This is a genomic window from Streptomyces sp. NPDC019937 (assembly GCF_040631655.1).
GTDB lineage: Bacteria > Actinomycetota > Actinomycetes > Streptomycetales > Streptomycetaceae > Streptomyces.
Genome location: NZ_JBEYAL010000001.1, coordinates 368,547 through 387,739 on the forward strand (window position 1 = coordinate 368,547; position 19,193 = coordinate 387,739).

At 73.3% G+C, this 19,193-nt stretch carries 21 protein-coding genes; 15 read left to right on the top strand and 6 right to left on the bottom strand.

Annotation, left to right across the window (positions count from 1 at the left end):
• The first annotated feature begins 23 nt into the window (after positions 1-23).
• The 3 genes from ABZ562_RS01435 to ABZ562_RS01445 all read left to right on the top strand — a co-directional run bounded on the left by ABZ562_RS01435 (position 24) and on the right by ABZ562_RS01445 (position 2,836).
• Positions 24-1,250 (top strand): amidohydrolase family protein, encoded by a 1,227-nt coding sequence (locus ABZ562_RS01435; RefSeq protein ID WP_361472294.1) that lies wholly within the window; start codon positions 24-26, stop codon positions 1,248-1,250.
• Positions 1,247-2,101 carry an alpha/beta hydrolase-fold protein gene (locus ABZ562_RS01440; protein ID WP_361472297.1) on the top strand — a complete coding sequence of 285 codons (855 nt, stop codon included), beginning with the start codon at positions 1,247-1,249 and terminating at the stop codon, positions 2,099-2,101. The genes ABZ562_RS01435 and ABZ562_RS01440 overlap by 4 nt, the downstream gene beginning before the upstream one ends.
• A 372-nt stretch (positions 2,102-2,473) precedes the next feature.
• Positions 2,474-2,836: a (2Fe-2S) ferredoxin domain-containing protein gene (locus ABZ562_RS01445; RefSeq protein ID WP_361472300.1), complete on the top strand. Its 363-nt coding sequence runs from the start codon at positions 2,474-2,476 to the stop codon at positions 2,834-2,836.
• A 52-nt stretch (positions 2,837-2,888) separates the two neighbouring features.
• On the opposite strand, the gene ABZ562_RS01450 is transcribed toward ABZ562_RS01445, so the two are convergent.
• Complete coding sequence (locus ABZ562_RS01450) at positions 2,889-3,170, bottom strand: substrate-binding domain-containing protein (RefSeq protein ID WP_361472303.1); 282 nt, start codon at positions 3,168-3,170, stop codon at positions 2,889-2,891.
• Positions 3,171-3,361: 191 nt separating this feature from the next.
• Between ABZ562_RS01450 and ABZ562_RS01455 the strand changes: the two genes are divergently transcribed.
• The 3 genes from ABZ562_RS01455 to ABZ562_RS01465 all read left to right on the top strand — a co-directional run bounded on the left by ABZ562_RS01455 (position 3,362) and on the right by ABZ562_RS01465 (position 6,353).
• Positions 3,362-4,621 (top strand): SGNH/GDSL hydrolase family protein, encoded by a 1,260-nt coding sequence (locus ABZ562_RS01455; protein ID WP_361472306.1) that lies wholly within the window; start codon positions 3,362-3,364, stop codon positions 4,619-4,621.
• A gap of 84 nt (positions 4,622-4,705) precedes the next feature.
• The gene (locus ABZ562_RS01460; RefSeq protein ID WP_361472309.1) at positions 4,706-4,918 is read left to right on the top strand and encodes a hypothetical protein; all 213 of its coding nucleotides are present in this window, start codon (positions 4,706-4,708) and stop codon (positions 4,916-4,918) included.
• Positions 4,911-6,353: an aminopeptidase P family protein gene (locus tag ABZ562_RS01465; RefSeq protein ID WP_361472312.1), complete on the top strand. Its 1,443-nt coding sequence runs from the start codon at positions 4,911-4,913 to the stop codon at positions 6,351-6,353. The genes ABZ562_RS01460 and ABZ562_RS01465 overlap by 8 nt, the downstream gene beginning before the upstream one ends.
• Here ABZ562_RS01465 and ABZ562_RS01470 read toward each other — a convergent pair.
• Entirely contained in the window at positions 6,350-6,973 is a 624-nt protein-coding gene (locus tag ABZ562_RS01470; protein ID WP_361472543.1) for a GntR family transcriptional regulator, read from the bottom strand. The genes ABZ562_RS01465 and ABZ562_RS01470 overlap by 4 nt on opposite strands.
• A gap of 121 nt (positions 6,974-7,094) precedes the next feature.
• Between ABZ562_RS01470 and ABZ562_RS01475 the strand changes: the two genes are divergently transcribed.
• From ABZ562_RS01475 to ABZ562_RS01495, 5 genes are all read left to right on the top strand, one after another.
• Positions 7,095-7,919, top strand: a complete 825-nt coding sequence (locus ABZ562_RS01475) for a hypothetical protein (protein WP_361472315.1) — start codon at positions 7,095-7,097, stop codon at positions 7,917-7,919.
• A gap of 76 nt (positions 7,920-7,995) precedes the next feature.
• Positions 7,996-8,712 (top strand): GntR family transcriptional regulator, encoded by a 717-nt coding sequence (locus tag ABZ562_RS01480; RefSeq protein WP_361472318.1) that lies wholly within the window; start codon positions 7,996-7,998, stop codon positions 8,710-8,712.
• 49 nt (positions 8,713-8,761) lie between these two features.
• Complete coding sequence (locus tag ABZ562_RS01485) at positions 8,762-9,769, top strand: ADP-ribosylglycohydrolase family protein (protein WP_361472321.1); 1,008 nt, start codon at positions 8,762-8,764, stop codon at positions 9,767-9,769.
• Positions 9,770-9,852: 83 nt separating this feature from the next.
• Positions 9,853-11,361 carry a cytosine permease gene (locus tag ABZ562_RS01490; RefSeq protein WP_361472324.1) on the top strand — a complete coding sequence of 503 codons (1,509 nt, stop codon included), beginning with the start codon at positions 9,853-9,855 and terminating at the stop codon, positions 11,359-11,361.
• 5 nt (positions 11,362-11,366) lie between these two features.
• Positions 11,367-12,344 carry a PfkB family carbohydrate kinase gene (locus ABZ562_RS01495; RefSeq protein ID WP_361472546.1) on the top strand — a complete coding sequence of 326 codons (978 nt, stop codon included), beginning with the start codon at positions 11,367-11,369 and terminating at the stop codon, positions 12,342-12,344.
• Here the strand turns inward: ABZ562_RS01495 and ABZ562_RS01500 are convergent.
• On the bottom strand, positions 12,309-12,860 hold the full coding sequence (locus tag ABZ562_RS01500) for a DUF2165 domain-containing protein (protein ID WP_361472327.1): 552 nt from the start codon (positions 12,858-12,860) through the stop codon (positions 12,309-12,311). The genes ABZ562_RS01495 and ABZ562_RS01500 overlap by 36 nt on opposite strands.
• A 167-nt stretch (positions 12,861-13,027) precedes the next feature.
• A complete protein-coding gene (locus ABZ562_RS01505; RefSeq protein WP_361472330.1) occupies positions 13,028-13,477 on the bottom strand; it encodes a DUF5707 domain-containing protein in 450 nt (149 codons plus the stop codon).
• Between the two features lie 196 nt (positions 13,478-13,673).
• On the opposite strand from ABZ562_RS01505, the gene ABZ562_RS01510 reads away from it, so the two are divergent.
• The 4 genes from ABZ562_RS01510 to ABZ562_RS01525 all read left to right on the top strand — a co-directional run bounded on the left by ABZ562_RS01510 (position 13,674) and on the right by ABZ562_RS01525 (position 17,255).
• Complete coding sequence (locus ABZ562_RS01510) at positions 13,674-15,998, top strand: histidine kinase (RefSeq protein ID WP_361472333.1); 2,325 nt, start codon at positions 13,674-13,676, stop codon at positions 15,996-15,998.
• Positions 15,995-16,678: a response regulator transcription factor gene (locus tag ABZ562_RS01515; RefSeq protein ID WP_361472336.1), complete on the top strand. Its 684-nt coding sequence runs from the start codon at positions 15,995-15,997 to the stop codon at positions 16,676-16,678. The genes ABZ562_RS01510 and ABZ562_RS01515 overlap by 4 nt, the downstream gene beginning before the upstream one ends.
• Positions 16,679-16,729: 51 nt before the next feature.
• Positions 16,730-17,026: a hypothetical protein gene (locus ABZ562_RS01520; protein ID WP_361472339.1), complete on the top strand. Its 297-nt coding sequence runs from the start codon at positions 16,730-16,732 to the stop codon at positions 17,024-17,026.
• Between the two features lie 76 nt (positions 17,027-17,102).
• Positions 17,103-17,255 carry a hypothetical protein gene (locus tag ABZ562_RS01525; RefSeq protein ID WP_361472342.1) on the top strand — a complete coding sequence of 51 codons (153 nt, stop codon included), beginning with the start codon at positions 17,103-17,105 and terminating at the stop codon, positions 17,253-17,255.
• 41 nt (positions 17,256-17,296) lie between these two features.
• Here the strand turns inward: ABZ562_RS01525 and ABZ562_RS01530 are convergent, their stop codons facing one another.
• Both ABZ562_RS01530 and ABZ562_RS01535 read right to left on the bottom strand, forming a co-directional pair.
• The gene (locus ABZ562_RS01530; protein ID WP_361472345.1) at positions 17,297-17,959 is read right to left on the bottom strand and encodes a response regulator transcription factor; all 663 of its coding nucleotides are present in this window, start codon (positions 17,957-17,959) and stop codon (positions 17,297-17,299) included.
• A gap of 14 nt (positions 17,960-17,973) precedes the next feature.
• Positions 17,974-19,188 (bottom strand): histidine kinase, encoded by a 1,215-nt coding sequence (locus ABZ562_RS01535; protein ID WP_361472348.1) that lies wholly within the window; start codon positions 19,186-19,188, stop codon positions 17,974-17,976.
• Positions 19,189-19,193 lie beyond the last annotated feature (5 nt).

Here is a 19,193-nt window from a genome sequence, read left to right on the forward strand (position 1 = left end):
CTCGCAACGGCGGAGGATCGGCTATGGGACCTGCTCATGTAGTCGGCGCGGCGGTCATCGACGGATCGGGGCGCGATCCCAGCAACCTCGACATCACCATCGAGAACGGCCGCATCGTGCGACTCGGTGCCTCCAGCGCGCACGGCGAGCGTCTCGATGCCGAGGGATTGACGATGACGCCCGGCCTGATCGACGCTCACGTCCACCTGGGCCTGTCGAGCCCGATCCAGCCGCACTTCTCGTTTCGGATAAGCGCCGCCGAGATCGCGGCGGACATCTTCGCCACGGCCGGCGCGACGCTCGACGCCGGCTTCACCACCGTTCGCGACACCGGCGGGATCGACGGCGGTGTCGTCACCGCGATCGCGAAGGGCAAGGTCAGAGGGCCGCGCGTCCTGTCGTGCGGACCTGTTCAGTGCCAGATCGGCGGGCACGGCTACTACGGAGCCGCATGGGAACCCACCGAGCTGTGGAGCAGCCACCACATCCCGGGCCTGTGCGCCCTCTCCATGATGGCGGGCAACGCGGACGAGCTGCGGCACAACGTCCGCGAAGCCTTCCGTCGCGGAGCCTCCTTCCTGAAGCTCTGTGTGACCGGCGGCGTGGTGGGCGCACATGATCGACTGACCGACACCCAGTTCACCGTCGAAGAGATCGCTGTTGCAGTTCAAGAAGCTGCGGCACGGAACACCTACGTGACAGTTCACGCCCACAACAACGAGGGCATACGCAATGCGGTCGAGGCCGGGGTGCGCTGTGTCGAGCACGGCACCGGCCTCGACGAGTCCACAGCGACCCTGATGGCCGCTCGCGAGGTTGCCCTCGTGCCCACGTTCGCTGTCGTCGAGCAACTGCTGCACGACACCGCCGGAGCCGGACTCGCCGAGTCGATCGGCGACCGGGCCAGAGGCACACGCGAGCAGATGACGAAGGCGCTCGCTGTCGCCAGGCACACAGGAGTACGGATCGGGCTGGGTTCCGATCTCATCGGTCCGGCCCAGGACCGTCGCGGCAAAGAACTCAGCCTGCGCGCAGCCCTCGAGACGCCGATGGAAGCGCTCGTGGCGGCGACCCGGACCAACGCCGAGATCCTCGGCCTGTCCGGCCAGGTGGGTGTCATCACTCCCGGCGCGCAGGCAGACCTCGTTCTTTGGAACGGCAACCCGCTCGAAGACCCAGAACTGTTCTCCGACCCCACCAACGCCGTCCTCGTGATCCAGGGCGGCCACATCGTGAAGGACCTCAGATGAGCGCCATGTGGCAGGGCTGTCTCGCCCACACCGACTACTTCGAGATGCGCTCCAGCGGCGGGCACGACTACGGCGTCTGGGTCACCACGCCACCGCACTACGATCCTGCCGCCGCGCAAGCCCCTGTCGTGTACGTGCTCGACGGCAACTGGGCCGTGGGCATGACCGCCCCACTCATCGTCACGCAACTGGACCCCATGCAGTCGATTCAGCCCTACGTCCAAGTCAGCGTGGGTTACGCAGGCGAGGAAGCAGAGCACTGGGAGCGGTTGCGCAACCGCGACCTCGTGCCCCCCGGCGAGCCCATCGCGAAGGAGTTCATCGAGGCGGTGGAGATGGGGGTCGAAGCGGGCACGATGACTCGCGAGCAAGCCGACGCCTACCTCGCTGAATTGAGCGACAGCCGCGGGGACATGTTCCTGAACTTCCTTACCGACGACTTGCACCGGCGGATCGAGCGCGACTACGGCACAGCCCCGAGCGGTCACGGCCTCTTCGGCTATTCCTACGGCGGACTCTTCAGTCTCTACGCCTGGCTCACCAATAGCACCTTCTTCGAGAGCATCGGCGCGGGCAGCCCCGGCATTGTCCATGCGGACAGTCAGGTCTTCGCTCGTCTTCACGCAATGGGTGACACCCTGCCTGCCACCAAGCTTCACGTGACCTTCAACGACCGGGAGATCCTCGGAGACGTGGCGGTCTACCAGAATCTCGCGAAGAACGCGGCCACGTTCCTTCACCGCCTCACCTCACGCAGCGGATCCGTCACCAGCGCACTCATGCGCGAAACGCACGTGACTGGGCTGCAGGCGTCGTTCCTCAGCTACCTCAGGACCTGCCGTGCCCAGTAAGCCTGGACGCCGCGGCCCTGCCTGACCGCCGCGCTGGGCGGCGGCGCTCCTGGCCAGTGCCGAGGGCACTCTTGGTGTCGTCACCGAGATCACGGTCCGGCTGCGACGCCTGCCGCCGGGCTGCGGCCGGCCGCGCCGCCGATGAGGGCGCCCGCCGGATGGTCGACTGCTTCCGCGGGGCTGGCTCTACTTGGGCGGACCGGCCGGAGACGGGGGAAGAGGCCGAGATGCTCTTCGCGGCCCGCCGGCTGGGGCCGGTACTGGTGAAAGGGGTGTTCGCACGGCCGCACCCCCGGATCCTTGTGCGATACAGATGACCTTGAAACTATGCGGAGGGCTCATCCGTTGTCGAAGGAAAGGTAAATCACGCCGATGAAGACCGGCCCGGTACCCTGCAGCGTCGTCGTGTGCCGGGACTGCTGCTGCGGCAGCGCCAAGCTGTCCCGCGTCGATCACGCGGCGCAGACCGAGCGGCTGCGCGAGGTGGCGCCGGTGCGGATCTCCGAGTGCCTCGACGCCTGCGACCACGCCAACGTCATCGTCGTACAGCCCTCCGCCGAGGGCCGTGCCGCCGGTGCGCGGCCGGTCTGGCTGGGGCTGGTCAACGACCCGGACGCGACCGAGGACATCGCCGCGTGGGTCTCCGCGGGCGGTCCCGGTGTCGCGCCGCGGCCCGAGATCCTGGACCTGTACGCCATCTCCCCACGGGCGCGGAGCGAGGCGTCCTCCCGCTAGGTGTGCTGTCCCGGCATCCCGGCTCAGGACACCGGCGCCGTGGACTCCCGGATCACCACGCGGCAGACCAGGGTCCCGACCCCCGTGCGCGGTGCCCCGGCGATCGCGCCGAACAGGCGCGCGCGCCCGCCCCGACCTGCTCCAGGCTCATGTCGACGCTGGTCAGCGGGGGCCGGGAGGCGGAGGTGAGGACCTGCCGGTTGTCGAAGCCCATGACCGCCACGTCCTCCGGCACCCGGTGGCCGCGCTCGCGCAGGATGTCCAGGGCGCCACGGGCCATCTGATCGCTGCCGCACAGGACGGCGTCCACGGCCCGGTGCCGGTCGAGCAGCATCGCGGTGGCCGTCCGGCCCCGGCTCTCGGACCACTCCCTGTACCGCGGTCCGTCGACGAGGCCAATAGGTCCGATGACATAAGGCGGTGGGCGTCGAAAGTTTCGGAATATGGCGCGCTCTCTCGACAGGCAGATCGGAATGCGCATCAATTCATCCGATCACCCAACTCGTGAGAGGGAAACGCCCCATCATGCAGAGACCTGGCTTACCCACCCGCGCCCTCGGTGTCCTCGCCGCGACCGCCGCCGCCCTCGGGGTCGTCGTGGTCACCGGAACCGAGTCCAACGCCGCCCAGCTCACGGCGCGGTCCGCCACCGCGCCCGGCACGCCGCCCGCCCCCCGCTCCGCCGTCGTCACCTGGGGCTCCAGCGCCTACCCGGCCGGGACCGCGACCCAGGACCTGACCTACCGGTTCGTCATCCACACCAGCGTCGGCGGCCGGGACCTGCGCATCCGGCTCTCCAACGCCTACGGCGACCAGCCGGTGACCTTCGGGCACGCCTACGCGGGCGTACGCGGTTCCGGGGCGGCGGTCGTGCCCGGCAGCAACCGGCGGCTGACCTTCCGCGGCGCCTCGTCGGTGACCGTACCGGCGGGCGGCGTCGTCTACAGCGATCCGCTGCCGGGCGGCGTCCGGCCCCAGTCGGACCTCGCGATCAGCCTCTACGTACGCAGCGCGGGCACCCTCGCGACCGGCCACAAGGGGGCCCGCGCCACCCAGTACGTCGCACCGGCCGGGGACCACGCCGCGGAGGAGGGCGCCGACGCGTACACGCAAGCGATCACCTCCTGGTACTACCTGGACGCGGCCGTCGTGCGGCCGCGGCCGGGCACCGGCGCCGTCGTCGCCTTCGGCGACTCGATCACCGACGGCTCCGCCTCCTCCCAGGACACCAACCGCCGCTGGCCGGACTTCCTCGCCCGCCGGCTGCTCGCCGACCCCCGCTCGCGGCTCAAGGGCGTCGCCAACGAGGGCATCTCCGGCAACAAGGTCCTCGCCGACGGCTCCGCCGAAAGCGCGCTGAAGCGGCTCGACCGGGATGTGCTCTCCCAGGCCGGAGTGCGCACGACGATCCTCTTCGAGGGCATCAACGACATCAAGTCCACGCCCGGCCCCACCGCCGACGAACTGATCGCCGGATACCGGCAGATCATCGCCAGGTCCCACGCGCGCGGCGTCTGCGTGGTCGGCGCGACCGTCATGCCGTACGAGGGCTGGCGGGAGTACGAGGCCGTCGACGAGACGGTTCGTCAACAGGTCAACACCTTCATCCGCGGCAGCGGCGAGTTCGACGCGGTCGTGGACTTCGACAAGGCCGTCCGGGACCCCGCGGCGCCCTCCCGGATCCTCCCGGCCTACGACGGCGGCGACCACCTCCACCCCAATGACGACGGGATGCGGGTGATGGGCGACGCCATCTCCCTGCGCGCCCTCCGCTGCTCGCGCTGACCCCCGCTTCCCCCACCACGGCCCCCGGCCCGCGCCGGGGGCTCCAACTCGACCCGACCGCTCTCAGCGCTACCCCGCGCAGTCGTGGGGACGGGCCCGTGCGAACGGGTCTTCACCGACCCCCGGGCCCCGTACACCGGCACCCTGCCGGCCGCGATCCCGCGCACCAACCCCGCCCGGGACCGCGCCCGCCGCGTCCGCCGCGCGCGGGCGGCCGTCGGCCCGGGCGACGTTCGAGCGGCGGACCGGCCGGGCAACGATCGTACGAGCGACCAAGGAGGCACCACCCATGGCTGACCGGACGCCCACGACCCCCGGCCGGTCCGGGCCCGTCCCCACCGAACCGGACCCCCGCCTGCCCCGGCTGGGCGACATCCCCGGCTTCGCCGCGTACATGAGCCAGGGCTGGGCCACCCCCGACCGCACGCCGCCCACCACCCCCGGCGCACCCGAGGCGGCCGCAGCGCACCGCGCCCGGCTCGGCGCGCTGTTCCCCGGCCGGGCCATCGTCGTGGCCGGCGGCAGCGCCCCCGTACGCAGCAACGACACCCGCTACGACTTCCGCCCGGACAGCAACTTCGCCTGGCTCACCGGCTGCTCGGCCGAGGACGCCGTCCTCGTCCTGCGGCCCTCGGGCGCGGGCCACGACGCGACCCTCTACCTGCCGCCCCCGGCCCATCCGGGCGAGCCGGGGTTCTTCTCCGACGCCGCTTACGGCGAGCTGTGGGTCGGCGCCGCCCCCGGCCCCGGCGACTGGGCGGACGCGCTCCAGCTGGAGGTGCGCCCGGCCGGTGAGCTGGAGTCCGCGCTGACCCGGCTCACCGACCCGCTGATCAGCGGGCCCCTCACCACCGACGACCACAAGCCCTCGGCCGAACTGGAGCGCACCCTCGCCGAACTGCGCATGATCAAGGACGACTGGGAGATCGCCCGGCTCCGCGAGGCCGTCGACCGGACCGTCTCCGGATTCGCCGCCGTGGTCAGGGAGTTCCCCACCGCCCTCGAAGGCCCCGGCGAGCGCTGGCTGCAGGGCACCTTCGAACGCCACGCCCGCACCTACGGCAACGGCCCCGGCTACGCCACGATCGTCGGCAGCGGCGCGCACGCCCCCACCCTGCACTGGGTGCGCTGCGACGGCCCGGTGCGCCCGGACGACGTGGTCCTGCTCGACATGGGCGTCGAGACCCTCGACCTGTACACCGCCGACGTCACCCGCACCTTCCCCGCCTCCGGCCGCTTCTCCGCCGCGCAGACCCAGGTCCACGACCTGGTCGAGAAGGCCCACCGCGCGGCGCTCGCCCAGGTGCGCCCCGGGAAGCGCTTCACCGACTTCCACCAGGCCGCGATGGAGGTCATCGCGCACGGCCTCGACGACTGGGGGCTGCTCCCGGTCTCCGCCGACGAGGCGCTGTCCGACCGCGGCCAGCACCACCGCCGCTGGCTGGTCTGCGGCATCGGCCACCACCTCGGGCTCGACGTGCACGACTGCGCCCAGTCCTCGTACGAGGCGTACCAGGGCGCCGAGATGGCCCCCGGCATGGTGCTCACCGTGGAACCCGGCCTGTACTTCCACGCCCACGACCTGAGCGTCCCGCCGGAGCTGCGCGGGGTCGGGATCCGCATCGAGGACGACCTCCTGGTGACTCCCGACGGCGCCGAGGTGCTCTCGGCGGACCTGCCGCTGGACGCCGCGGGCCTGGAGCGCTGGATGGAGCGCCGGACCGGTCGCTAGGAAGGGTCGGTCGGGGTGAGGTGCTGGACCAGCAGCGCGGCCGCGCCGTCGGCGTCGCGGGCCAGCGCCGCCTCCTCCAGCCGGCGGTGCTCGTCGGCGCCGTCCCGGCCGGGGGCGCGGTGTGCCGACCAGCGGCGGGCCAGTTCGCTCGCCGTCCACATCCGGTCGAAGGTCTCCAGCAGCACGGAGTTGCCGCAGCCCTCCAGCAGAGTCCGGTGGAAGACCCGATGGGCCTCGGACCAGGTGTCGCAGGAGTACGTGCCCTCTTCCGGCGCGGACGCCGGGGTGCGGGCCAGGCGGTGGTGGGCGGCCCGTACGCGGGCCTCCCAGTCGACGTCGCCGCGCTCGACGGACGTGCGCAGGACGGCCGGCTCGACCGTGCGCCGGGCCTCGGTGATCTCCTGCCGGCACCGGTCGGTGAGGGCGGGAACGGCGAAGCCGCGGTTGTGCAGCCGGTCGGCGAGGCCGTCGCCGACCACCCGCACCAGCGCCTCGCGCACGACGGCCAGGCTCACACCTTGCTCCCTGGCCAGGTCCTGCGGCTTGAGGGCCTCGCCGGGGGCGTAGTCCCCCCGCATGATCGCATCCCGCAGGCAGGCGTAGACCTGCTCGGAAAGCATCTTCTGTGGCATATCCCCAGCATAGACGGCTGCCCGCTGATAATCGATTATTGCTGCTATGGTCGATGATCAACCGTCAGTTTGTGATGACGGACCTTCAACTCGTCAGGAGAGCAGTCGTATGAGCGACGTTCGCGCGGTCAGCGGCGCCATGAGCGCGGCCCACATGTTCATCTACTTCGTCCCCGAGGCCGCGGAGGAGGCCGCCAAGCTCGGTGTGACCGAGCGCGGACCGGCGTACTTCGCCTTCCGGTCGGCCGCGATGGGGGCGGTCCCGTGGCAGGTCGCGCTCGCGACCTTCTACAGCTTCAGCCCGCGAGCGGTGCGGTCCATGACGGGCGTGTGGGACGCCGCGTCGCCCGAGCAGTGGCAGGCCGCCCGCTTCGCCAGTGCCGACCGTGCGTTACAGCGCGTCGGTGTGAACCTCGCGGCCGATCAGATCGCGGAGGCGCGGTCGCTGATCGACCCGGTCGTCGCCGGCGCCGAATACGCGGGCAAGACCCTGGCCGCCGCGAACGCGGCGGTCGCGCTCCCGTCCGATCCGCTCGTCGCGCTGTGGCAGCAGATAACGGTGGTGCGCGAGTGGCGCGGCGACGCGCATCTCGCCGTGCTCGCCGCCCACGGCCTCGGGGCGTGCGACTGCAACGTCCTGCAGGCCGCGACGGGCCGTGTCCCGGTGGGGCTCGCGCGTTCGATCCGCCAGTGGAACGACGAGGAGTGGGCCGCGGCGACGGCACGTCTCGCCGCGCGCGGCTGGCTCGACGCCGACGGCACCGTGACCGACGAGGGCACTACGTCGCGCGAGCGGATCGAGGTCGAGACCGACGAGCTGTGCGCCCCGCTGTGGGCGCCGATCGGCGACGCGGGCGCCCGTCGCCTCGCCGAGCTCGTCACGCCGATCAACGACGCGTTCACCGCGGCCGGGACGTACGACCACCTGCGCTGAGCCGCGACCATCACCGATTCATTCTCGACGGTTGGAGGTCTGGACAGGACTGAACAGGTACAGCTAGCTTCTGGACATGACTGAACAGGTCCTCAAGCATCAGCGCATCGCCGGTGTCCTGGCGCGTGAGATCCACAGCGGTGCCCTGGAGCCGGGCAGCAGGCTGCCCGGCGAACACGCGCTGACCCGGCGCTTCGCGGTGAGCCGGAACACCGTCCGGCAGGCCCTGGACGAGCTGAACAAGCGCGGGCTGATCTCCACGCACGCCGGAGTCGGCTCGTTCGTCACCTTCGACGGCGGCCTGCTGGACAACCGGCTCGGCTGGACCAGGGCCCTGGCCGACCAGGGCGCCCGGATCACCACCGAGGTGCTGCGCCTGGAGGCGGTGCGCGACGCCCCGCTGGCCGGGGAGCTGGGCATCGAGGGCGTCGAGTTCCTGGCCCTGGACCGGCTGCGTATCCTGCCCGAGGGCACCCCCGTCTCGCTGGAGCGCAGCAGGGTCCCGCTGCTCCCGGCGCTCGCCCAGGTGCCGCTGCGCGGCCTGGTGGACGCCTCGCTGACCAAGACCCTCGCCGCGGCGGGGGTCCGCGCCACCCACGGCGACGAGTGGGCGTCCGTGGCCGGGCTCGACGCCGACGAGGCGACCCTGCTGCGGCGCGCCGAGGGCGACCTGTTCCTGCGCACCCGCAGGGTCAGCCGCGGGGCCGACGGCCGCGTCGTCGAGCACGTCACCAGCCTGCTGGACCCCGCCCGTTTCCAGCTCCACCTCGGCTTCGGCGAACCGCCCCACTGAACCGCCGCCCGCCACCCCCTCACCCCCCTCACCCCGACAGGAAGCCTTGATGAACCACCTGCACGACCGCGCACTCGGAGCCCTGTACGGCCTGGCGATGGGCGACGCCCTCGGCATGCCGACCCAGATCATGCCCCGGCGGTCGATCGTCGCCCGGTTCGGCACCGTGACCGGTTTCGAGCCGGGCCCGGCGGAGAATCCGGTGAGCGCCGGCATGCCCGCCGGGGCGGTCACCGACGACACCGATCAGGCCGTGCTGGTGGGGCGACTGCTGGTGGAGGGCAACGGACACATCGACCCGCTGCGACTCGCCCAGGAGCTGCTGGAGTGGGAGCGCGCCATGAAGGCCAAGGGCTCGTTCGACCTGCTCGGCCCCTCCACCAAGGCCGCCCTGGAGGCCGTCTCGCGCGGTGTGCCGCCCGAGGAGGCGGGCCGGTCGGGCTCCACCAACGGCGCCGCCATGCGGATCACCCCGGTCGGCGTCGCCTTCCCCGACAAGCCCCTGGAATCCTTCGTCGACCAGGTGGCGGCGGCCTGCCGGGTCACCCATGACACCACCCTCGGCATCGCCTCCGCCGCGGCCGTGGCCGCGGCGGTGAGCCGTGGCGTCGGCGGAGGCGGTCTGGAGGACGCGTTCGCCGCGGCGATCACGGCCGCGGCGGCCGGTGCCGAGCGCGGCCACTGGGTGTACGGCGCGTCCATCGCGGCCCGTATCGAGTGGGCCGTGGAACTGGTCCGCGGCCTGCCCGAGGAGCGGGCCCTGGACCGCGTCAACGACCTCGTGGGCACCAGCGTCGCCAGCCAGGAGTCGGTGCCCGCGGCCTTCGCCGTCCTCGCCCTGGCCGACGGCGAACCGTGGCGCGCCTGCCTCCTGGCGGCGAACCTCGGCGGCGACTGCGACACCATCGGCGCCATCGCCGGCGCGATCGCCGGATCCATCAGCGGCGCCTCGGCCCTCCCCACCGACGCGCTCACCACCCTCCGTTCCGTCAACGGCCTCGACCTGGAGCCGCTGGCCACCTCCCTCCTCGAGCTGCGGGCCGCCGCAGCCGGGTGACCACCTGCCGTCCGCGCCACACGCCCAGTCCCCGAAGGCGGCGCGGACGGCCCGCAGTCCCGCACAGAAAGACAGGTACGACCATGGCCGCTTCGCAGGACGACCGCGTCGGCGCGGTGGAGACACGCGGCATCGAGCCGGTGCCCGACACCGAGCGCCACGGCCACCCCGGGCAGATGTTCTGGACGTGGTTCGCGGCGAACATCAGCATCCTGGGGCTGCCGCTCGGCGCCGCCCTCGTCAGCTTCCGCGGCCTGAACATCTGGCAGGCGGCCCTCGTCGCCATCATCGGCTCGTTCGGCTCGTTCGCCCTGGTGGGAGCGCTGAGCATCGCGGGCAAGCGCGGTGGCGCGCCCGCCCTCACCCTCTCCCGCGCGGTCTTCGGAGTCCGCGGCAACGCCGGCCCCACCCTCATCACCTGGCTGAGCCGCCTGGGCTGGGAGACGATCAACACCACCACGGCCGCCTTCGCCCTGCTGGCCCTGCTCAACGTCGCGTTCGGCATCCACCAGAACGCCGTCCTCACCGTGGTCTGCCTGCTCGTCTTCATCGGCTGCACCCTGCTGATCAGCGGTCTCGGGCACGCCACCATCATGTGGATCAACAAGTGGGCCACCTATGCCTTCGGGGTGCTCAACCTCGTCGTCATCGCCTTCCTCGGCGCCACCGTGGCCTGGGACAAGGTCTTCCAGGCCCCCGCCGGGCCGGTGAGCGCGATGATCGTGGGCACCGGGATGGTCGCCGCCGGCACCGGTATCGGCTGGGCCAACGCGGGCGCCGACTACGCCCGCTACCTGCCCCGGCAGATCCCCGGCCGCAAGCTGGTGGCCGCCTCCGCGTTCGGCGCGGGCATCCCGCTGGTCGTGCTCATCTCGCTCGGCTCGCTGCTCGCTGCGGGGCAGCCGGATCTGGCGTCGGCCGCCGACCCGGTCTCGGCCATCAACGCGATGCTGCCCTCCTGGATGTCGATCCCGTATCTGATCGCGGCCTTCGGCGGCCTTCTGCTCTCCAACCACCTGTCGGTGTACTCCGCCGGGCTCACCATGATCACGCTGGGGATACGGGTCCGGCGCACCGTGGCCGTCGGGCTGGACGTGGTCGTCACCTTCGCGGGCGGCATCTACTTCATCCTGATCGCCAAGGACTTCTACGGACCGTTCATCACCTTCCTCACCCTCCTGGCCGTGCCGATCACCGCCTGGGTGGGAGTCTTCGCGGTCGACCTGATGCTCCGGCGGTCCTACGACCGCGCGGCGCTGATGGACGTGGGCCCCACCAGCCGCTACTGGTTCCGGGGCGGCGTCCGCTGGACCGCGCTGGGCGCGTGGCTGGTGGCCATCGTGGTGGGGCTGCTCTTCACCGAGGCCGCCACCGGCCCGAAGGACGTCTGGTTCGCCGGACCGCTCTCCGGCACCTGGGTCGGCACCAACGGCCTGGGGTGGGTCGTGACCCTCGCCCTCGCCGCGGGCGTCTACGCGGTGCTGCGGCGGCTGGGCGGCGCCGAGACGCCGTCCGACGGTCCCGACGCGGCCTTCGAGCCGCCCGCCCCGGCGCACACGCTGCCCGAGCCGACCGCGCAGGAGCCCGCGTGAGCCGCATGCTGCTTCTCGGCAACGCCATCGTCGACCTGGTCATGCGGGTCCCCGCCCTGCCCGAACGCGGTGGCGACGTCGTCTCCACGGACACCACCTTCGTCACCGGCGGCGGCTTCAACGTCCTCGCGGCCGCGCGCCGCCTCGGCCTGCCCGCCGTCTACGCCGGGGCCCATGGCACGGGGCCGTTCGGGGACCGCGTCCGCGCGGACCTCGCGCGGGAAGGCATCGAGGTGCTGCTGCCCCCGCTGCCGGACACCGACACCGGTTTCTGCGTCGCCCTCGTCGACGAGGACGGCGAGCGGACCTTCGCCACCAGCCTCGGAGCGGAGGCCCGGCTGACCGAGACGGACGCGGCGGCGGTGCTCGCCGCGCTGCGGCCCGGCGATCTGGTGCAGATCTCCGGATACGCGCTCGCCCACCCGGCGGGCGGCCCGGTCCTGGCCCGGCTCATCGCGCGGCTGCCCCCGGACGCGCGGGTCTTCCTCGACCCGGGGCCGCTCGTCGCCGACATCCCCGAGGACGTGCTGCGCGTGGCCCTGGCCCGTTGCGACTGGATCAGCTGCAACCAGCGCGAGGGGCGGCTGCTGACCGGTCTGGACGACGCCCGGCGTACCGCTGCCGCGCTCGCCGCCCGGCTGGGCCCGGACACCGGGGTGATCCTGCGGGCCGACGCGGCCGGGTGCTGGCTCGTACCGCCCGGCGGCGAGGCCGTGCACGTCCCCGGCCGTCAGGTGACCGCAGTCGACAGCAACGGCGCGGGCGACGCCCACGCCGGAGCCCTGCTGGCCCTCCTCGGCGGCGGGCTGGACCCGCTGGAGGCGGTACGGGGCGCCAACGCGGCGGCCGCCTTCGCGGTCACCCGGCACGGGCCCGCCACCGGGCCGACCCGCGACGAACTCCTGGGCTTCCTGGACGGCGACGGACCCACCGCCTCGACGGTGCGATCAGCCCTCGGCGCCGGGCTCGGCGCGCTCGGCTGAGGCCGAGGGCAGGTGCGTGAGCAGCAGGACGATCCCGGAGAGCAGGAAGACGCGCGTGGCGGCGTCCAGCCCGTTCCACGACTTCGACTGCCACATGGAGAACCACTCGCCGCCGATGGCGATGAACCCGGCGCCGAACAGCAGCATCAGCATCAACAGCCCCACGGTGCCCGCCCGCCGGGCGCGGCGTATGCCGCCTCCGCCTGCGCGCAGGCTCGCGCACCACATGGCCGTCGCGGCGAGGAGGACGAGGGCGGCGAGGGTTTCCCAGGCGATGATGGCGATGTAGGCGGCGTCCTGGAGCGCGGTCGAGGTGATCGCCCGCCACATCAGGTCGTCGTCCTTGAACGTCGTGTCCATCGCCAGGACATGCCGCACGAACTGCTGGTTGGTGCCGAAATCGGTGATGTTGCCGAACGCGACGAGCGCGATGTACAGCGCCATCGTCCCGGTGAGCACCGCCGAGACGGCGGCGAGGGTGCGGGGCGAACGCGTCCCGTCCGCTCGTTCGCTCAACCCTCGTTCTCCCACCACGTGTTCTCTCGCCACGGCCGCTGGTCCTCCCCCTGGATCCCCCTGGATCCCGCTTGGTCCCGCTGATCGTGCTGGATCATCCACCATGCAGAGGAGAACAGTCCAGCGGCGGAACGTTTTCCGTCGCCGGCCCGCGGGCCGGCGAGACGTCAGCGCGTGACGGCGAAGGAGGCGCCGCGGGGCACGAACGCGGTGTCTCCGTCCTCGGCCGTCGCCAGCGCCGACACGTACCAGGTGCCCTCGGCCAGCTCGGCCTCCTCCTCCTCGGTGACCCGCAGCGTGTAGGTGCAGCGCGAGGTCCCGGCCGTGGTGCTCCGACACGTGGCGTCCTCCGCGTGCCGAAGCTCCGCCGCGGTCGGGTCGAGCCGGGAACTCGCGGGCCAGGCGAGGACCTTGAGCCCACGGATGCCGGAGTCGTCCCTCACGTCCGCGGTGTACGTGAGGGCGCCCGGGGCGCCGTGCGCCGGAGCGACGTAGCGGGCCGAGCCGTTCTCCACGGTCGGCTTCGACGCGGCGGACGCCGTGGCGAGGCCACCGGCGGCGACGCCGCCGAGGACGGCGACGCCGATGAGCGAGGACACCAGAACACGCTTGGACATGGGAATCTCCCGGATTCATCAGGGTGGGTTTCATCGGGGCGTTCGGCCGCCCTCTCGATGTGATCGACTCTATGGACCTGGACCCGGCGCGGTCTTCGCGCTGAGGGATGATCACCGCCTTGAACCAGAGGTAGAGACGGAATCCGCCTCCAGCCGGAGGGGCGGCCCTCACCTGCGGACCTAGCCTTGAACCGCTATGAACCGAAACGACGACCGGCTGATCCCGGTCCTGCTGATGGGCGCCCAGGCCGTGGTGTGGCCCGGGGCGGGACTGGCGCGCGGGGCCGTCCCGCCCGCGTCCGCCCTCCTGGTGGCGGCCCTGGTCGGGGGACTGGTGACGGCCGCCCTCGCCCTGCGCCGTACGCGTCCGGTGGCCGCGCTCGCCCTGACCGCCGCCGTCTGCGCCCTGGGCGCCGGGCCGCTGCCCACCGGCGCGGTGGCGGTCCTCGGGACGGCGGGCGTGGCGCTGGCCCTGTTCACCGTGGCGACCGAACGCGACACCTTCACCGCCGTGTTGTGCGTGGTGACGCTCGCTGCCTGGCAGCTGCTGCACGGCATCGGCCTGCACGGGATCGGCGACCGGGACGGACTCGGCCTCGTGCTGACCGCGCTGCTGTACGCCGCCGCGTGCGGCACCGGCCTGCTGGTGCGGCGCACCCGCCGCGCGCGGCGCGCGGCCGAACACGTGCTGCGGCGGGCCGAGGCCGAGCGCCACCGGCTCCCGGCAGTCGAGCGGCGCCGCATGGAACGGGAGTTGCACGACGTCAGCGCCCACCATCTGACGGCCGTGGTGGTCTCCGCGGGCGCCGCGCTCGGACTGCGCGACCGTCGTCCCGAACTCACCGCAGAGGCGCTGGAGTTCGCGGCCGAGACCGGCCGCGAGGTCACCCGGGCGCTCGGCGCGGTGCGGGCCCCGGCGCCCTCGCGGGAGGACCTGCCGTCACCACAGGAACGGCTGCGCGATCTGATCGCGGGGTTCCGGCGGCTGGACCAGCCGGTGGACTGCGAGATCGACTCCCTGCCGGACGGCGCCGTCGCCGACGCGGCCTACGGCATCGTGCGCGAGGCGCTGACCAACGTGGCACGCCACGCCCCCGGCGCGCGGACGAACGTGCGGTGCCGGTACGGCGAGACCGACACGGAGGTCGTGGTCACCAGCGCCGCACCACCGGCCGGTTCGGCCGCGTACGGCGCGGGCCTCGGCGGCGGACGCGGCCAGGGCTTCCTGCGGGCCCGGGCCCGGGAGGCGGGCGGCACCCTGACCAGCGGCCCCACGGCGGACGGCGGCTGGGAGGTACGGGCGGTGCTGCCCGGCCGGACCGTCGCCCCCGCCGAGCGGTCCGTACCGCGCGGCCACCGCCTGGCGCAGCTGACGGCCGCCGCCGGGCTGTGTCTGCAACCGCTGCTCCCGGCCCTGGTCATCCGGGCGGAGCACACACCGGGCGGGCCGCCCGTGCCCGCGGGGGTGCTCTTCGCGCTGCTGGCCGCCGCCCAGGCCGTCGCGCTGCTGTGGCTGCGCCGGGCGCCCCGCACCGCCCACGGAGTCCTGCTCGGGCTGGTCCCGCTGTGGCCGGTGGCGATGGCCATGGGCGCGTACACCGGTCCGGTCCTGCTGCCGCCCGCCCTGAGCATCCTCGCCACCTGCGCGGCACTCGGCGCGGACGCGGCCCGGGAGGAGCGTACGGCTGCCCGTACGGCGGCCCGGCTCCTGGCCCCGGTCGCGGCCGTGGCCGTGCACGCGGCGGCCGCCACCGCCGCCGTACTGGACCGGGGCACGACGGTCCCCGGCTGGGCGGCCGCCGCGGGGGCCACGGCCGGGGCCTCGCTGGCGGTCGGCGGGGCCCGGTGGGCCGGGACGGTACGCGGGCGGCGCGCCCGGGCCGCCCGGGGCACCCACGAGGAACGCCTCGCCGCCTGGACCGAGGAGGCCGTCCGGGACGCGTGGGCCGAGCGCCGCCGGATCGCCGCCGGGCTGGAGACCACCGTCCTGACGCACACCGCCGGCATGGTCGCCGAGGCGGAGGCGGGCCGGCTCGACGCGACCGCCGAACGCGCCCGCGAGGCCCTGGCCGCGATGCGCGCCCTCCTCGACACGGTCCGGGAGGGCGACACCGCGCCCGAACTGCGGCCCCGGCCCACCCTCCAGGCCCTCGACCTGCTCGCCCACCAATGCCGGGCCACCGGCCGCGACGTCGGGATACGGCTGACCGACCGCGTGCCGGAGCGGCTGCCCACCGCCGTGGACCTGGCCGCCTACCACGCCGCCGAAACGGTCCTCGCGGCCGTCGGCGACGAACCCGCGCTGCTCGAAATCGACGTGGAAGACGACACGTTGACACTCCACGCCACCGGGGTACCCCGCGTCGAACGCCCCGCCGTGCGCGAGCGGCTGGCCGCGCGGATGGCGGCGCTCGGCGGCACCCTGACCACCGGCCCGCCGGGCACGCTCCTCCTGCGGATGCCACTCGACCCGGCCGCCGCCGCGCCGCGGAACCACGATGAAGAGGAGGGGAAGCGATGAGCCTCACGGTGCTGGTCGTCGACGACCAGGGCATCGTACGGGCAGGGTTCGCCGCCGTGATCGACGCCGAGGACGACATGACGGTCGTCGGCGAGGCCGGCGACGGCGCCGCCGCCGTACGCCTCGCCGGCGAACTGGCACCCGACGTGGTCCTCATGGACGTCCGCATGCCCGAACTGGACGGCATCGCCGCCACCCGGATCATCACCGGCCGCGAGAACGCCCCCCGGGTCCTGGTGCTGACCACCTTCGACCTCGACTCCTACGTCTTCGACGCGCTGCGCGCCGGTGCCTCCGGCTTCCTGCTCAAGGACGTGCACGCCGCCGAACTCCTCCACGGCATCCGGGTGGTGGCCGCGGGCGAGAGCGTGCTCGCCCCGACCGCGACCCGCCGGCTCATCGGCCACTACGCCTCCGGACGGGTTCCCGGCACCGGCGGCGGCAGCGGCCCCCGCGAGCTGGACGGCCTGACCGGCCGCGAACGGGACGTCCTCACCCTGGTCGCCTCCGGCCTCAACAACGCGGAGATCGCCGACGACCTCGGCATCACCGTCGGCACCGTGAAATCCCATGTGAACGCGCTGCTGCGCAAGCTCGGGCTGCGCGACCGGGTACAGGCGACGATCCTCGCGTACGACCTCGGCCTCGCCCGCCCGAACCTGCCCGGCAGCCCCCTCTGACCCCACCTCACCCCCACCCGCAGCAGCACGTGAGACGAGGAGACCCCCACCATGACCGCTCCCGGCCGCCCCTTCCCCCGCCACCTGCGCCAGGCCCTCCGCACCCTGGCCGCCCGCGTCTACCTCGCGGTGTGCGCCGCCCTGCTCGTCTGGGCGCTCGTGGTGACCGCCACCGACAGCTCGGACGAGTCCATGGCGGGCGTCATCCCGCTCCTCGCCACCGCCCCGGTCAGCCTCGTACTGCTCGTACTGCCGGGGCACGAGGCGGTACTCGTGGCCGCCGTCGTCCTCGGGGCGCTGATCAACGCGGCCGTCATCGGCTGGTGCGCCCGCGCGCTGCGCCGATGAGCCCCAGGCGTCCGGCTGCCGGCAGGAACATCAACGAGTCATCACACGCGCCGACTTATTGTCGTATGTTGGGTCAATGAGTCCACATGACCCCGAGCCCCGATCTCCGTTCACGTCCGTCGGCAAGGTGGACAACGTGCTGGCGATATTGATCATCATCGGTATCGCCTTCGGGGTGTTCTGGCTGGTCTCGAGCCTCGCCTCGTCCTACATAGGGTTCTTCACCTGACGCGGGCACCGCCCGGGCCGTGGCGGGGCGCTGCCGACGGGTCAGTGGCCCGGCGAGACGAAGCCGGACTCGTACGCGGCGATGACCGCCTGGGTGCGGTCCCGCGCACCGAGCTTCGCCAGCACGGAACTCATATGCGACTTGACGGTCTCGGTGCCCACCACCAGGCGCGCCGCCACCTCCGCGTTCGACAGTCCGCGGGCCACCAGCCGCAGCACCTCACCCTCCCGCTCGGTCAGCGCGGCGCGCTCCAGGGCCGCCCGGCCCTCGGCGCTGCCGCGGGTCTCACCGTACGAGGCGGCCAACTGGCGCACCGCCGCCGGGAACAGCAGCGAGTCGCCCTCGGCCACCAGCCGCACCGCGTGCACGATCTCCGCCGGTCGCGCCCGCTTCAGCAGGAAACCGTCGGCTCCCGCGCGCAGCGCCCCATACACGTACTCGTCGTTCTCGAACGTCGTCACCACGATGATCTTCGGCGGGTCCGGCACCGTGCGCAGGACGGCCCGGGTGGCCTCGATGCCGTCCATCAGCGGCATCCGTACGTCCATGGCGACGACGTCCGGCCGCAGCCGCCGCACCAGGGGGATCACGGCGGCGCCGTCGGCCGCCTCGCCCACCACCTCGATGTCCGGCTGCGCCTGAAGGACGGCGCGCAGGCCCGCCCGCACCAAAGGCTCGTCGTCGACCAGGAGAACGGTGAGCATCCGCCCAGCCTAGATCACCCCAGCGGCAGGTCGACGTGGACCAGCCACTGGCCGCCGTCCCGCTCCGTCCGGGCCTCGCCGCCGAGCAGCGCGGCGCGCTCCCGGATCCCGCGCAGTCCGCTGCCGCCACCCGTGACGGCCACCGCTGCCGCCGCGGACAGGGGGTTGCGCACCTCCAGCCGCAGCCGTGCCTCGTCCACGGCGATGCGGACGCGGACGGGGACGGGGCCCGCGTGCCGCAGCACATTGGTCAGGGCCTCCTGGAGGATCCGGTAGCCCTCGCGGGACACCGGCCCCGGTACGCCCTCCAGCGGACCGGTCACCTCGGCGTCGATCCGCGCCCCCGAGGACCGGGCGGACTCCAGCAGCCGGTCCGCGTCGCCCAGGGCCGGGCGGGCGCCGGCCGGCGGCGCCGTCTCGCGCAGCACCATCAGGACCCGTTCCAGGTCCTCCAGCGCGGCCCGCCCCGCCTCCTCGATGGTCTCCAGCGCCCGGCCGGTGAAGTCCGGGTCGCCCGCCGCCCGCGCCGCACCCGCCTGCACCACGGCCAGGGTGAGGGCGTGGCCGAGGGAGTCGTGCAACTCCCGGGCGATGCGGTTGCGTTCCAGCAGCCGCTCGGTACGTTCCTCCAACTCGGCCAGCCGCTCCCTGGCCGACGGGCCGAGCAGCCGGCGGGCGGCCTCCGCCATGAGGGCGCCCGCCCCGGCGGCCAGGGCGACCAGCGCCAGCAGGGGCACCGGGACCAGCAGGGCATACCCCCAGCCCCCGCCGGACACCCGCAACGGCGCGTCGCCCACGCCGGGGTGCCCGGCGGCCGCCCCGGCGAGCGACAGGCACAGGGCCATCAACTGTCCCGTCACCAGCGCGACGGCGAGCCCCACTTCCAGGCGCAGCACCAGCCAGCCACCGGTCCTGGCCCGGTCGCTCCACGAGGCGGACGGCGCGGCCGAGACCCCCGGGTCCTCCTCACCGCGCACCCGCGCCTGCGGCCCCGGGAACAGCATCAGCCGCGCCTGCAGCCCCTCAGCCCGGCGCACCTCGGGCACCACGGCCGCCGCCAGGACCAGGGGGACCGGCAGGGCCGCGATCAGCAGCCAGTCGGTCAGGGCGGGACGCGTCAGCCCCGGATAGACGGCGGCGCAGACGAACGGCACGATCGCCCCCACCAGCACATGAAGCCAGCGGGTGTAGGTGACCGCACGGGTCAGCGGCAGCAGAGGGCCTGGCATGCCGT